This is a genomic window from Acidimicrobiales bacterium (assembly GCA_022452035.1).
GTDB lineage: Bacteria > Actinomycetota > Acidimicrobiia > Acidimicrobiales > MedAcidi-G1 > UBA9410.
Genome location: JAKURV010000014.1, coordinates 12,909 through 25,973, shown reverse-complemented (window position 1 = coordinate 25,973; position 13,065 = coordinate 12,909). Strand labels below are relative to the sequence as shown.

General features: G+C 65.2%; 16 protein-coding genes. 7 read left to right on the top strand and 9 right to left on the bottom strand.

What is annotated here, in order from left to right:
* The first annotated feature begins 1 nt into the window (after position 1).
* Genes MK181_06490 through mnhG form a run of 6 tightly spaced genes read left to right on the top strand, consistent with a single transcriptional unit; the run spans position 2 to position 3,468 of the window.
* On the top strand, positions 2-421 hold the full coding sequence (locus tag MK181_06490) for an MnhB domain-containing protein (protein ID MCH2419447.1): 420 nt from the start codon (positions 2-4) through the stop codon (positions 419-421).
* Positions 418-795: an NADH-quinone oxidoreductase subunit K gene (locus MK181_06485; GenBank protein MCH2419446.1), complete on the top strand. Its 378-nt coding sequence runs from the start codon at positions 418-420 to the stop codon at positions 793-795. The genes MK181_06490 and MK181_06485 overlap by 4 nt, the downstream gene beginning before the upstream one ends.
* Complete coding sequence (locus tag MK181_06480) at positions 792-2,348, top strand: Na+/H+ antiporter subunit D (protein MCH2419445.1); 1,557 nt, start codon at positions 792-794, stop codon at positions 2,346-2,348. Before MK181_06485 ends, MK181_06480 begins: the two co-directional genes overlap by 4 nt.
* Positions 2,345-2,824 (top strand): Na+/H+ antiporter subunit E, encoded by a 480-nt coding sequence (locus tag MK181_06475; GenBank protein ID MCH2419444.1) that lies wholly within the window; start codon positions 2,345-2,347, stop codon positions 2,822-2,824. The genes MK181_06480 and MK181_06475 overlap by 4 nt, the downstream gene beginning before the upstream one ends.
* A complete protein-coding gene (locus tag MK181_06470) occupies positions 2,818-3,114 on the top strand; it encodes a monovalent cation/H+ antiporter complex subunit F (GenBank protein MCH2419443.1) in 297 nt (98 codons plus the stop codon). Before MK181_06475 ends, MK181_06470 begins: the two co-directional genes overlap by 7 nt.
* Complete coding sequence (gene mnhG / locus MK181_06465) at positions 3,115-3,468, top strand: monovalent cation/H(+) antiporter subunit G (GenBank protein ID MCH2419442.1); 354 nt, start codon at positions 3,115-3,117, stop codon at positions 3,466-3,468.
* Between the two features lie 145 nt (positions 3,469-3,613).
* On the opposite strand, the gene MK181_06460 is transcribed toward mnhG, so the two are convergent.
* From MK181_06460 to MK181_06425, 8 genes are all read right to left on the bottom strand, one after another.
* Positions 3,614-4,555, bottom strand: coding sequence for an ABC transporter permease (locus MK181_06460; protein MCH2419441.1), 942 nt, complete (start codon positions 4,553-4,555; stop codon positions 3,614-3,616).
* A gap of 14 nt (positions 4,556-4,569) precedes the next feature.
* Positions 4,570-5,580, bottom strand: a complete 1,011-nt coding sequence (locus MK181_06455; GenBank protein MCH2419440.1) for an ABC transporter permease — start codon at positions 5,578-5,580, stop codon at positions 4,570-4,572.
* A gap of 152 nt (positions 5,581-5,732) precedes the next feature.
* Positions 5,733-7,361, bottom strand: coding sequence for a peptide ABC transporter substrate-binding protein (locus tag MK181_06450; GenBank protein ID MCH2419439.1), 1,629 nt, complete (start codon positions 7,359-7,361; stop codon positions 5,733-5,735).
* Positions 7,358-7,543 (bottom strand): hypothetical protein, encoded by a 186-nt coding sequence (locus tag MK181_06445; protein ID MCH2419438.1) that lies wholly within the window; start codon positions 7,541-7,543, stop codon positions 7,358-7,360. The genes MK181_06450 and MK181_06445 overlap by 4 nt, the downstream gene beginning before the upstream one ends.
* 186 nt (positions 7,544-7,729) lie before the next feature.
* A complete protein-coding gene (locus tag MK181_06440) occupies positions 7,730-8,767 on the bottom strand; it encodes an ATP-binding cassette domain-containing protein (protein ID MCH2419437.1) in 1,038 nt (345 codons plus the stop codon).
* Positions 8,757-9,758 (bottom strand): ABC transporter ATP-binding protein, encoded by a 1,002-nt coding sequence (locus MK181_06435; GenBank protein ID MCH2419436.1) that lies wholly within the window; start codon positions 9,756-9,758, stop codon positions 8,757-8,759. Before MK181_06435 ends, MK181_06440 begins: the two co-directional genes overlap by 11 nt.
* A gap of 10 nt (positions 9,759-9,768) precedes the next feature.
* Positions 9,769-10,914, bottom strand: coding sequence for a M20 family metallopeptidase (locus MK181_06430; GenBank protein MCH2419435.1), 1,146 nt, complete (start codon positions 10,912-10,914; stop codon positions 9,769-9,771).
* A gap of 31 nt (positions 10,915-10,945) precedes the next feature.
* Complete coding sequence (locus MK181_06425; GenBank protein MCH2419434.1) at positions 10,946-11,401, bottom strand: GNAT family N-acetyltransferase; 456 nt, start codon at positions 11,399-11,401, stop codon at positions 10,946-10,948.
* A gap of 74 nt (positions 11,402-11,475) precedes the next feature.
* Between MK181_06425 and MK181_06420 the strand changes: the two genes are divergently transcribed.
* The gene (locus MK181_06420; GenBank protein ID MCH2419433.1) at positions 11,476-12,345 is read left to right on the top strand and encodes a PAC2 family protein; all 870 of its coding nucleotides are present in this window, start codon (positions 11,476-11,478) and stop codon (positions 12,343-12,345) included.
* A 13-nt stretch (positions 12,346-12,358) separates the two neighbouring features.
* Here MK181_06420 and MK181_06415 read toward each other — a convergent pair whose 3' ends face one another.
* Positions 12,359-13,063, bottom strand: a complete 705-nt coding sequence (locus MK181_06415; GenBank protein MCH2419432.1) for an NUDIX hydrolase N-terminal domain-containing protein — start codon at positions 13,061-13,063, stop codon at positions 12,359-12,361.
* Positions 13,064-13,065: the final 2 nt, after the last annotated feature.

Below are 13,065 nucleotides of genomic sequence, written 5' to 3'. Positions count from 1 at the left end.
CATGTCCTCAGTGATTCTGCGTACGGCGGTCCGGCTGATCCTGCCCCTTACCTTCCTGTTCGCCGTCTACGCCGCCCTTAAGGGGCACAACGGACCGGGCGGCGGCTTCATCGCCGGCCTGGTGGCCTCTGTGGGCCTGTGTACCTACCGGATGGCGTACGGGGACCGGGCTTTCCACCGTCTGGTGCCCCTCCACCCCCGGTGGCTGGTCTTCGCCGGCCTGGGCCTGGCTGTCGGCGTGGCCGCCCTCCCCCTGGCGGCCGGCAAGCCGGTGCTGAGGTCCACCGCAACCTCCGTCCACCTGGGCGACGCCGACCTGCACCTTGTCTCGTCCACGGCCTTCGACCTGGGGGTGCTGATGGTGGTGGTCGGCGTGGCCATTGGGATGATCAGCCGGCTGGATGAGGAGGCGGAGCGGTGACCACCGTGCTCGCCGTATGCGTGGCCGTCTTCGTGACGGTGAGCATCTACCTGATGCTGTCCCGCGAGCTGAAGTCGGTGGCCATGGGCGTGTTCCTCCTCGGGCACGGCGCCAACCTGGCCATTCTCGCCATGAGCGGGTCGCCGGTGCTGCCCGGCGGGGGGTTGCGGAACCCACCCATCATCGGCTCATCGGACCTGGTCGACGCCCTCCCCCAGGCCCTGATCCTCACGGCCATCGTCATCAACTTCGCCGTGATGGGCTTCCTTCTGACCCTGCTGATCGTGACGGCACGTCGGACCGGCACCCTGAACGTCGATGAGCTAGCCGCCCTGGGTCGCTCCACCCCCGGGGTGGAGGGCGACGACCGATGACCAACGACCTGCTCGGCCTCCTGGTGGTGATTCCCCTGGCCGCCGCCGTGGTGTCGGTCGCCCTGATAGGTCGTCCAATCCACCAACGGGTACTCGGGCTGACCAGCCAACTGGCCATGCTGGCCCTGGCCTTAACGTGGCTGGTGCGCATCCGGGGCGGCGAGGTGATGGTCTCCCAGATGGGGTCCTGGCGAGCGCCGTTCGGCATCACGCTGGTCTTCGACAGCCTGTCCGGCCTGCTGCTGTGCGCCGGCCTGATCGTGGCCATCAGCTGTTCCCTCCACGGCTTCTCCCTAGTCGACCCGCAGATCGAGCGGCGATACTTCCACCCGCTGGTCCAGTTACTGCTCATGGGCGTCAACCAGAGTTTCCTGACTGGTGACCTCTTCAACCTGTTCGTGGCCTTCGAGATCATGCTGATGGCCTCGTACGGGCTGCTGTCCATCGGCCACACCCGCCAGCAGATGGCGCAGGCCTACAAGTACCTCCTGTTAAACCTCGTCGGCTCAACAGTCTTCGTCATCACTGCCGGCTTGGTCTACGGAATGACGGGCACGCTGAACATCGCCGACCTGGCCCGGATGGTGGCCGAGCGGACCGAAGCCGGGGTCCCGCTGCCCACCGGCTTCACCGGCCTGTCGGTCCTTCTCCTCATCGTCTTCGGCCTCAAGGGCGCGTTCTTCCCTCTCTGGTTCTGGTTGCCCGACACGTACCACACGTTCCCGGTCTCGATTGCCGCCCTGTTTAGCGGCCTGCTGACCAAGATCGGCGTGTACGCCGTGCTGCGGACCTTCCCCCTGGTGTTCGCAGCAGGCGAGGCCCGCGACGTGGTGCTTCCTCTGCTGGCCATCTCAGCCGGGTTCACCATGTTCCTCGGAGTCCTCGGCGCTGTCTCCCAGAACCAGGTGCGCCGCATCCTGGCCATCCACGTCATCAGCCAGGTGGGGTACATGGTGTTCGGCCTGTCGCTAATGACGGTCGCCGGCCTGGCTGGGGCGCTCTACTACATGGTCCAGCACATGGTGGTGAAGAGCTCGCTGTTCCTGTGCTGCGGGGTCATGGAACAGCACGCCGGCACCGACGACCTGGACGGGATCGGCGGGCTGGCCCGACGCCACCGCTGGCTGGCTACCGCGTTCCTCGTAGCCGCCCTCAGCCTGGTTGGGCTGCCCCCGCTGAGCGGGTTCTTCGGCAAACTGGTCATCATCCGCGAGGGGTGGTCAGTTCACTGGTGGCTGTCGACCCTCGCACTGGCCACCGGTGCCCTGACCCTGCTATCCATGCTGAAGATCTGGACCCTGGGCTTCTGGCGGACTGAACCGGCGCCCTTCGGCGCCGACCGGCGCCCCAACGTGCGGGCCAAAAGCCTGCGGGGTGCCCACGCCGGGATCGGGATCCTGGTAGCCACCGCCGTGTTCATCGGCCTAGCCGCCGAGCCGATCTACGACATCGCTTTTCACGCTGGCCAGCAGCTGACCGACCCCACGGCCTACATAGAGGCCGTGAACCCGCTACGGATCGCCGCGGCGGCTAATGGGAGTGCCACCGGATGATCCTCCGCCTCGGTGCCGACTTCCTAGTAGCCGTACTCTTCTCGCTGTGGGCCGGGGGACCCGGCTGGCCGGGGTTCGTGATCGGCCTGGCCGTCGGCTTCGCAGTCGTATCGATCTCCGACCTGGCCTTCGGCCGCCCCAACCACGGCCGGCGTCTACTGCGGATGGTCCGGTTCGCGGGCTACTTCCTGGCCATCCTGGTACGGGCCAACCTCCAGATCGCCCGGGAGATCCTGACCCCGGGCTTCAACCAGACGCCGCGCATCCTCCGGTACCCGGTCCAGGATCTGGACGACCTCCAGGTGACAGTGTTGGCCAACTGCATCACCCTGACCCCGGGGACCCTGGTTGTGGACGCATCCGATGACGGACGCTGGCTGTATGTGCACTGCATGTACGCCGAAGACCGGACGAAGGCCATCGATAGCCTTCGGAAGCTGGAAGACCGGCTGCGACGCGAGGTGTTCTCGTGGTAGGCATCGTCGTCCAGGTGGGCGTGGTGGCCCTAGTAGCCGGGATCGGCATGGCCATGGTTCGCATGGTTCGGGGCCCCGAGGTGGCCGACCGGGTCCTGGCCGCCGACGTCCTGTCCCTGGAGGTCGTCGGTCTGGTCATCCTCCTAGCCGTCGACCAGCAGCGGTCCCTGTCGCTGGACATCGCCCTGCTGGTGGCCATCGTGGGCTTCGCCTCCACGCTGGCCTTCGCTCAATTCATTGGCGCGACCCGTTCGGGCACCGAGCCTCCGGACGACCGGGCGGGTTCGTAGATGGACACTGTGCGCGACGTGGTAACCGTGTTCCTGTTGGGATCGGGGCTGTCCTTCATACTCATCGGGGCGTGGGGGGTGGTCCGGCTGCCCGACGCCTACCACCGGCTGCACGCCTCCTCGAAGTGCTCGACGTTGGGCCTATTTGGGATGCTGGCTGGCGCTGTGGTGCACATAGGGACGGCCGACGCACTCATCAAGGCCGCACTTACCCTGCTGTTCGCCGTGGTGGCCACTCCGGTGGGCTCTCACATCCTGGCCAAGGCGGCCCACAACACGGGGCTCCGCCAGTGGGACCACACACTGTCCGACGAGTTGGCCGACGACCAGCGAAACGGCCCCCCGGAGGACTAGAGGAGGCCCGACACGATGACGTCACCCCATGTCAACCATCTCCGTAGACCGGGGCGGGAGCCGGTCAGAGTCGACGTACCGCGGACAGGGCAGGGAGCGAGGCCCGACAAGTTGATGCCCACCGACCAGCGGGTGGGTGGTCCGGTTACCGGCGCCGGGCCTTCGGGTCGAGGGCGTCACGCAGGCCATCGCCGATGTAGTTGATGCTGATCACCGTTAGCGAGATGAGGGTCCCTGGCCCCACGACACGCATCGGGGTGATCTGGATGAAGTCCTTGCCGTCGTAGAGCAGCCGACCCCAGGTCGGGAAGTCCGACGGGAACCCGAGCCCCAGGAAGGACAGCGCCGACTCCGTGATGATGGCGACGGCCATGCCCAGTGCGGCTGCGACCATGACCGGGCTGAGCGTGTTCGGGAAAATGTGGCGGAAGATGACGTTGCGTTGACGTGTCCCGATGCTGTGCGCTGCAACCACGAACTCTTGCTGCTTGATGGACAGCACTTCACCGCGTACCACCCGGGCGGCCTGCATCCAGCTAAGAGCGCCGATGGAGATCATGATCAGCAGGAAGATCCCTACCTCCGGTCCGAAGACCTCGCGAAGCTTTTCGCGAAACAGCATGATCAGAACCATCAGCACCGGCAGCTGGGGTATCGCCAGGAAGGTATCGGTGATCCGCATGAGCGGTCCGTCCAGCCGCCGGAAGTAGCCGGCCAGGATCCCCACCGAGACTCCTACTAGGACGGAGAGCGCCATCGCAGTGATGGCGACCAGCAAGGAGATGCGACCACCGACCATGGACCGCGCCACCATGTCGCGACCGAGGTTGTCGGTTCCCAGAGGGTGGCTGAAGGACGGCCCGAGGTTCCGGAGCTTCACGTCGATCAGCATGGGGTCGTAGGGCATCAGCATTGGCCCGAGGAAGCTGGCCACGGTCACAAAGATGAGCACGAAGAGCCCGGCGAGTGCGCCCTTGTGTCGGCGGAACTGTCGCCAGACGTCCCCCCACAGGGAACGGTGCTTATGGAAGTCCTCGGGTGGGTGGGTGACATCACCCGACACGATGGTCCCGTCGTTGGTCGCCATGCGGATCCCTCGTCTCACTCGTATCGGATCCGGGGATCCAGGATCCCGTAGACGATGTCCGCCACGAGGTTGAAGAACACCGTGATGGCGGCAATCAGGAAGCTCAGCGTCTGGACCATTGGGACGTCGCCGCCGTGGATTGAACTGATCATCAGTTGTCCGATCCCGTTGATGCGGAAGATCTGCTCGGTGATCAGCGCTCCTGCGAAGACGAACGGGACCTGAAGAGCAATCAGGGTCACCACCGGGATGAGGCTGTTGCGTAGGACGTGGCGGACTAGAACCCGCTTCTCGCGGAGGCCCTTGGAGCGGGCCGTCCTCACGTAGTCCGCCGACAGGTTGTCCAGCATCGCCGATCGGGTGAACCGGCTCAACGCCGCTGCGTTGAACATGGAGAGCACTCCCACCGGGAGGACGATCTGTCGGATCTGGGCCACGAAGGAATTCCAGTCGGTCACCTCGAGGGTGGTGTCGTAGTAGGACGGGAACCACCCGAGCTTGACGCTGAAGATGATGATGGCCAGGAGGCCGGTGAAGAAGGTGGGAACCGAGTAGCCCACCATCGAGACGAAGGTGCCGACCTGGTCGAACACCGAGTACTGCCGGTAGGCCGAGATGACCCCTACCGGCACGGCGATGAGGATGCCGAAGATGAAGGCCAGGCCCATCACCCAGGTGGTCTGGGGGAGCCTCTCGATGATGGTGTCGACCACCGGCCCCCTTGACTGCCAGGAGAGGACCCGAGTCCGATCACCGCTGCCGACCTGGATGTTGAAAACCTGCTCAATGATGCTGAGCGGCTCGTTGATGAACATCTGCTTCACCCAGAGGATCCACCGGATGAAGAATGGGTCGTTGAACCCCATCGACTCCCGTATCTGTTCCCGGACATCACCGGGGATGGTGAGGGGAAGCGACGAGGTCGGATCTCCGGGCGCCAGGTCAAGGATGGTGAAGATGACCAGGCTGATCGCCACCAATGTGGGCACGGCGACCATCAGCCGCCGACCGGCGAACCAGATCACCTACGCCTCCCTTCCCGGACGGGATCGGTGGTGGGCCCCGGCCGGGCCCCTTTCAAGGGATATTGAAAACGAACCGGCCGGAGGGCCTGGCGGCACATCATGCCGCCAGGCTCTCCGGTCGAACGACTTTGGATCAGTTCAGGTTGGCTTGACTAGTTACGTGCCCACTCCCCGATGTTCCACAACTCTGCATCCCACGGGTTGAGCTTGACCCCGGTCAGCGAGTTGGCATGCGCCGAGACGCTGCCCCGGTGGATCAGCGGGATGATCGAGTAGTTACCCACGACCAGGTCGTTGAGCTGAATCGTGATTTCGTTACGACGGTCCATGTCCGCGGTCTGGGTTAGCTCCGCGTGCAGTGCGTCGTATTCGTCGCTCTGGAAGCGCTGGACGTTGCTCCCCTGCCAGTTGGTGTCCTTACCGCTGATATTCGGGGTTGTCCAACTCCCCATGTAGGACTGTGAGTCCACGCCGGCCGCGCCGTTCGTGTACATCTCGATGTCGGCGTAGAACTTGCCGTAGGTGTCCGGGCTGGCCGGGTCACCACCGAAGAACACCGAGGCATCGATGTTACGAAGCTCGGTCTCCACACCGATCTTGGCCCAGTCCTGCTTGATCAGCTCCTGGGTGGCCTGCCGCACCGTGTTGGTGGACGTCTGGTAGAGGATCTTGAGCGGCACCCCATCGGGCGACTCGCGCACGCCGTCTCCATCAGTGTCGGCGTAGCCGGCGTCGTCCAGCAACTGGTTGGCCAGGTCGATGTCCTGGGTGAGGCACTCGTCGTTGGCCGTGGAGTTCTGGGCTGGCGGAGCGGGCCACACGTTGCACGTGGGACGACCGGCGTCGCCGTAGCCGACATCAACCAGGGTCTGGCGGTCGATGGCGATCGACAGCGCACGACCTACCACCGGGTCGGTCAGGAACGGGTGCGGGTTGCCACCGTCCATGTACTCGCTGCGATCGTCGCCGAGTGCCGGATCCGGGTTGGTCTGGTTCACCATGATCCGTTCGACCATGGTCGAGAAGGCCGACACGACCGTGCCCTTTCCAGCGGCAACCATGGCAGCGAGGATCTCCGGCTCGACCTGAAGGTTCCAGGCATAGTCGGACTCGCCGAGCTCCAGCACCGAACGGGCCGTCGCCGGGGCGTCGCCACCGCCCTTGATGACAACCCTGCCGAAGTAGGGCTCGCCCTCGGGAACACCGCGGTAGTTCTCGTTGATCACGTATACCGCGGTGTCGTTCGTGGTGAACGACTCGATCTTGAACGGACCGGTGCCGATCGGAGCAAAGTTCTGGTCGGTGCACTCGGCCGAAGCCGCGCCCACACAGTTACCGAACTGAGCCCGCTGGATGACCGGCAACGAGTTCGACACGAAGGGGACGTACGGGAACGGTGTCGCCTCAGCGAAGTTCACCGTGATGGTGAGATCGTCGACAGCCTCCACCGAGGTCACGCCTTCATAGGAACCCGCATTGGCACATCCGGTGTCCGGGTGAGAGCAGTACTCCCAGCTGAACACCACGTCGTCGGAGGTGAGCGGCGTTCCGTCGGACCACAGAACACCCTCAAGGAGCTGCCAGGTGATCGACTTCAGGTCTTCGGCGACTCCGCCGTTGGCAACCGTCGGGATCTCGGTGGCAAGCGCAGGAACGAGGACGCCCTGGTCGTCAAACTCGGCCAACGGCTCGAGGATGACCGAACCAGCGTCCCGGTCCTTCCAACCACCCGAAAGATACGGGTTGAGGGTGGATGCGGCCTGCCAGTAAAGGAGCGTCACAGTACCGCCCTCACCAGCACCACTCGAAACCTCCTCCGGCTCCGGAGCAGCAGTTGTTGCCGGAGCTGCTGTCGTCGCAGGAGCAGCCGTTGTCGCAGGAGCAGCCGTTGTCGCAGGAGCAGCCGTTGTCGCCGGAGCAGCCGGGGCAGCATCGTCGTCGTCGCTGCCACAACCAGCAGCAACCATCGTCAGCGTCAGCGTCAGCGCCAACACCCTTGTCAAACGCTTCATGTCAGGTTTCCCCTCCGACCGGGCCGCAGGAATCCCGCTCCCGACCATGTGTACAAATGAGGACCGGATCATAGACACCTCAGGTAGATCCCTCCACTGGTGGACACCCCGGTGTCCATCGGGTCAGCCGTCAGCCGTCAGCCGTCAGCCAGATGGCAGGCCACACCGTGTCCTGGAGCAACCTCGCGCCACGCCGGTATTTCCTCGTGGCAACGGTCCACAGCATCCGGGCAGCGGGTGTTGAACGGACAGCCGGGAGGAGGATTGGACGGGCTGGGTATGTCACCCTCAAGGATGATCTTCACCCGGGTCGCCTCTACCACGGGATCTGGAACCGGAGCTGAGCTCTGGAGGGCCCGGGTGTAGGGATGACGGGGATCGCCGTACAGGTCGTCTACGTCGGCCAGTTCCATGATGTGGCCGAGGTACATGACGGCCACCCGGTCAGCAATATGGCGGACCATGCCCAGGTCGTGGGAGATGAAGAGGTACGTGAGGCCCAGGAGGTCCTGTAGGTGTTCCATGAGGTTGACAACCTGGGCTTGGATGGACACGTCGAGTGCGGCGATGGGTTCGTCGCAGACGATGAAGTCAGGGTTCAGGGCGATTGCCCTGGCGATGCCAATCCGTTGTCGCTGTCCACCCGAGAATTCGTGTGGATAGCGGTTGGCGTGCGTCGGGTCGAGGCCGACCAGGCCCAGCAGTTCTTCCACTCGTTCCTGACGCTCCCTAGACGACGACTTTCCGTGCTCCAGTAGGGGCTCGCCGACAATCGAGCTGACTGTCATCCGGGGGTTCAGCGAGGCGTGCGGATCCTGGAACACCATCTGCATGCGGGGCCGGGTGCGGCGTAGGGCGCCGGCGGCCAGGCCAACCAGCTCGATGCCGTCAAACACCACACTCCCCTCGGTTGCCTTCTCAAGTTGGAGCATGGTGCGGCCGATAGTGGACTTACCGGACCCGGACTCTCCGACCAGCCCGAGGGTCTCGCCACGGCGGATGTCGAACGACACACCGTCGACGGCCCTTACCGCTCCGACTTTGCGACGGAACACGCCCTTGGTCACCGGAAAGTGCTTCTTCAGCCCCCGGACGCTGACCAGCACCTCGTTCCCGACTGGCTTAGACCGGGAGACACTGGCAACCGGCACTGCCGCCCCCGTATCAACGGCCATGATTGGGTCCATCCCTGCCGCTGTCTAGCCAGCAGGCCAGCCGACGGGTCGCCGACACCTGCACCAGGGTCGGGTTCTCCTGCAGGCACCGGTCGAAGACATGAGGGCACCGCGGGGCGAAAGAACAGCTTGTCGGCGGCGAGCGCAGGTCCGGAGGCTGCCCGACGATGTTGACCAACCTCTGTCCCGGCATGGCAGCCGACGGCAACGAGGCCAGGAGCCCCTGGGAGTACGGGTGGCGGGGTTCAGCGTAGAACTCGTCGACCGGGGCTTCCTCGACGATCTGGCCGCCGTACATGACCAGCACGCGATCTACGAGGCCAGCTACTACACCCAGATCGTGGGTGATCCAGATCACCGCCATGCCCAACTTCTCGCGCAGGTCCTTCACCAGTTCGAGGATCTGGGCCTGGATCGTGACGTCGAGGGCCGTAGTCGGCTCGTCGGCGACCAGGATTCGGGGGCGACAGGCCAGAGCTACAGCGATCATCACCCGCTGCCTCATCCCGCCCGAGAGCTCATGGGGAAAGCTCTGTAGGCGTTGCTCCGGCGACGGGATCCCGACCAGTTTTAGGAGATCCAGGGCTCGCTCTCGCAACTCCGAGGCACGACCCGGCTGGTGGACTGTCAGAGACTCTGTGATCTGGTAGCCGACGGTAAGCACCGGGTTCAGCGATGTCATTGGATCCTGGAAGATGAAGCCGATTCTCCCGCCGCGGACCTTTCGCAGATCGTCAAGGCTCATGGAAAGGAGGTCGGCGTCCTCGAAGATCGCCTCACCGTCGACGATCTCCCCGGGGGGCATAGGAATCAGGCGGAGCAACGACATCATGGACACGCTCTTGCCCGACCCGCTCTCGCCAACGATGCCGACCACCTCGCCATCGGCCAGGTCGAACGACATGCCGTTGACGGCGTGGACAGTGCCATCCTCCGTATTGAACCGGGTCGTCAGGTCGGAGACCTGAAGGACCGGTTGCGGGCTGTTCACGGTCGGCTGGTCATTCTCCGAGTCGTTCCCAGACGTCCTGTTCAGCCATGTCGATGATCGTGTAAGCCATCGACAACGCCCCATCGCGGATGGCCTGCATCCCGTGGGTTGACACAGTGTGGTCGGCAAACTCGGGCTGGTGGTTCACGGCGTCGCCCGACTGGATTCCGAGCATCGGGTGGATCGACGGGACCACCTGGCTGACGTTGCCCATGTCGGATGAACCGCCGCTGCGACCGATTTCCGCCTCGGTAGGCATCGGTCGGCCCATGCTCTCCGAGTTGGTCGAGTACAGGCCGGTCATCACCTGATTGTTCCGCATGTTGTCGTACGGATGGTCAGTGCGCGTCCAGGCCAGGCGACAGCCGGTGGCGGTGGCCGCACCCTCGAAGCAGGCCTGAACCTTCGGGATTAGTTCGTCGAGCCTCTCGACGCTGGACGAGCGGATCAGCCACGTGGAACTGGTGTGGGCGGGCACCACGTTCACCGCGTCGCCCCCGCGCGTGACCATGCAGTGCACCCGGTCACCCTCGACCATCGCTTGTCTAAGGGTGGCCACGTTCACGTACGCCTGGACGAACGCATCCAAGGCGTTGATCCCCTCTTCGGGGGCGAAGGCGGCGTGCGACTCCTTACCGAAGAACTCCGCTTCGAAGTGCTGACAAGCCTGGAACGAGGGGTCAAGCTCGTCGAAGGGGCCGGGGTGCACCATCATCGACGCGGCAGCGTCTTCGAATGCGCCGGCGTCGATCAGTTCGACCTTGCCCCCGCCTCCCTCCTCCGCGGGGGTACCGAGCACCGTTACCCGAATTCCTAACTCCTCGGCCAGGGTGGCCATCGCCACCCCTGCTCCGGCCGCCGCCGTGGCAATGATGTTGTGGCCGCAGGCGTGGCCGACCTCGGGCAGGGCGTCGTACTCGCAGCAGATGACCACTCGTGGCCCTCCGGTTCCGACCGTCGCCTCGAATGCCGTGTCTAGGCCGTGGCAGGGGTAGGTGACCTCGAACCCCTGACGGCCGAGGAAGGAGCTCAGTTTTTCGGAGGCCTCAAACTCTTCGAATCCGAGTTCAGGGTTCTCGTACATCCACCGGGAGAGGTCCCGGAGTTCGTTTTCGACCTTCGCGAAAGCCTTCTCGGCTACCTGTTTGCTCATCATCGGTCGGACGGTAGCAGGGCCGTCCGCCAGCTCAGAGAGCCAGCCGGTAAACGTTGGTGGCCCGCTCCTCGAAGCCGAGGCGCCGGTAGAGCCGATTAGCGGCTTCCCGGGAGGGGCGCGACGTCAAGTCCACCGTGGTCGCCCCCTCGGCCCGAGCCCGGCCTATGGCCTCCCGGTTGAGGGCCTCGCCGACCCCCCGTCCCCGCGCCGCCTCGTCCACTACCACGTCCTCGATCCAGGCTCGCAGGCCGGTGGGGATCCGGAACACGGCCAGGGTCAAGCTCCCCACTACAGCCCCCTCCTCGTCGAGGGCCAGCAAAAGGGCCGACGCCTCCGAGCCCACGATGGCCTCAAGGGTGGCAGCATCGGGCGGCGAGTTGGACCGGGAGAGCTGAGGGACCAGCCGGGCCATGACGGACACTAGGGCGTCGTCGACCCCGGTCGCCTCGACAATCCGGATCCCGGACTCCGATCCTCGGTCACCCATCGCCGCGCAGCCTAGAGCCGGCGCCGGGTCCCTCCCGGCGCGCGTCGACACGTCTCTGGCTAGCCTCCAAATCAATGGCCCCTGACTCCGCCCCACACCTCATCTGGAACGTCGAGAAGGTCCCGACTGACCTGCGGTCCCCGATCCTGGTCGCCGCCTTCGAGGGCTGGAACGACGCCGGGGAGGCCAGTTCCACGGCCGCCCGCTACGTCCGGGACCATTTCCAGGCTGAGCACGTGGCCACTATCGACGCCGAGGACTTCTTTGACTTCACGGTGGCTCGACCCAACGTGCGCCTCGACGAGTACGACGTTCGCCAGATCGTCTGGCCGTCGACGGGCATCCACGTGGCCCGGATCCCCAGCGCCGAGCACGACCTGGTGTGCGCCATCGGCCACGAACCCCAACTGCGGTGGCGGAGCTTCGTGGACCACCTGGCCATTACCGCCGAGGCAATGGGCGCCACCATGGTGTGCACCCTCGGCGCCCTCCTGACCGATGTACCCCATACCCGACCCACCCAGGTGTACGGCGGGACCGACGATCCAGTCCTAGCCGCCCGCCTGACCCTGTCGCCGTCGACCTATGAGGGCCCGACCGGCATCGTGGGCGTCCTGTCGGCCGGGCTCCGCGAGCGGGGAGTCACCACGGCCTCGTTCTGGGCCAGCGTCCCGTCCTACGTCTCCAACGCCCCGTCGCCCAAGGCCGCCCTGGCCCTTGTAGACCGGCTCTGTCATGTGCTGGCCGTGAACGTCCCCCGAACTGACCTAGAGATCGCCGCCGCCGCCTACGAACGCCAGGTCAGCGACCTGGTGGCCGAGGATGACGACACCGTTGAGTATGTGGAACAACTAGAAGCCGACTTTGACGAGGAGACGACCGACAACCCGGACCAGTTGGTGGCCGAGGTCGAAGACTTCCTCCGCAACCAGCCCGGTACCTGAGGATCGGCCGGCCTCAGGCCTCGCTGCCCCGCCAAGTTGGGTTCCGCGGAACGTCGAAGCGCACCTCTAGAGGCTCACCCCGGATCGCCGCAAAGGCGTCGTCGGCCCACTGGTCGGGAAGGATCGTGTCGTCAGGCAGGTGGCCTTCGGCGAAAAAGCCCACATCGGAGCACTCCAGCGGATGGGCCTTCAGCTGGCCACCGGTCATCTGACAGTGGAAGACCAGCGAGTACAGCGGGATGCCCGTGAAGCCGAGCCTCATCCCGTCCAAAATGGCGATGGGCCGTACCACCTCGCACTCGATGCCCGTCTCCTCCCGAACCTCCTTGACCACCACCTCGGCCGCCGAGTAGCCGACGTCAGCCCAACCCGTCGGGTAGAGCCAGAGCCCGGAGTCGGCCCGCTGCACGAGCAGCAGTTCGCCGTCGTCGTTGCCGACCACCGCGCCGACGGTCACCTTGGGGGTGATGTATCCCGGCACCCCCCGGCCCACGGTGTCCATCCACTCGTCGACCAGAGCCGCCGCCGCCACCTCCCGACCGGCCAGGGCGTCTGCCCCGGCCCGGATCTCGGCCGCCACGTGGAGGATCTCCTCGTAGCGTTCCCGCTCGTAGAGCGACTCAGTGAACCCGAGGCCGGTACGGGCCGAACCGGCCAGAGCCTCGGCCCACCGCAACAGGTCCCGTCGGATCGGGGGACCACCGGGTGGTTCGGTCACGC

Coding starts and splice junctions, on each gene's coding strand:
- MK181_06425 (MCH2419434.1), bottom strand. CDS start 11,401: ATGGGTGACCGAGGATCGGAGTCCGGGATCCGGATTGTCGAGGCGACC.
- MK181_06430 (MCH2419435.1), bottom strand. CDS start 10,914: ATGATGAGCAAACAGGTAGCCGAGAAGGCTTTCGCGAAGGTCGAAAAC.
- MK181_06480 (MCH2419445.1), top strand. CDS start 792: ATGACCAACGACCTGCTCGGCCTCCTGGTGGTGATTCCCCTGGCCGCC.
- MK181_06475 (MCH2419444.1), top strand. CDS start 2,345: ATGATCCTCCGCCTCGGTGCCGACTTCCTAGTAGCCGTACTCTTCTCG.
- MK181_06460 (MCH2419441.1), bottom strand. CDS start 4,555: ATGGCGACCAACGACGGGACCATCGTGTCGGGTGATGTCACCCACCCA.
- MK181_06490 (MCH2419447.1), top strand. CDS start 2: ATGTCCTCAGTGATTCTGCGTACGGCGGTCCGGCTGATCCTGCCCCTT.
- MK181_06440 (MCH2419437.1), bottom strand. CDS start 8,767: ATGGCCGTTGATACGGGGGCGGCAGTGCCGGTTGCCAGTGTCTCCCGG.
- mnhG (MCH2419442.1), top strand. CDS start 3,115: ATGGACACTGTGCGCGACGTGGTAACCGTGTTCCTGTTGGGATCGGGG.
- MK181_06420 (MCH2419433.1), top strand. CDS start 11,476: ATGGCCCCTGACTCCGCCCCACACCTCATCTGGAACGTCGAGAAGGTC.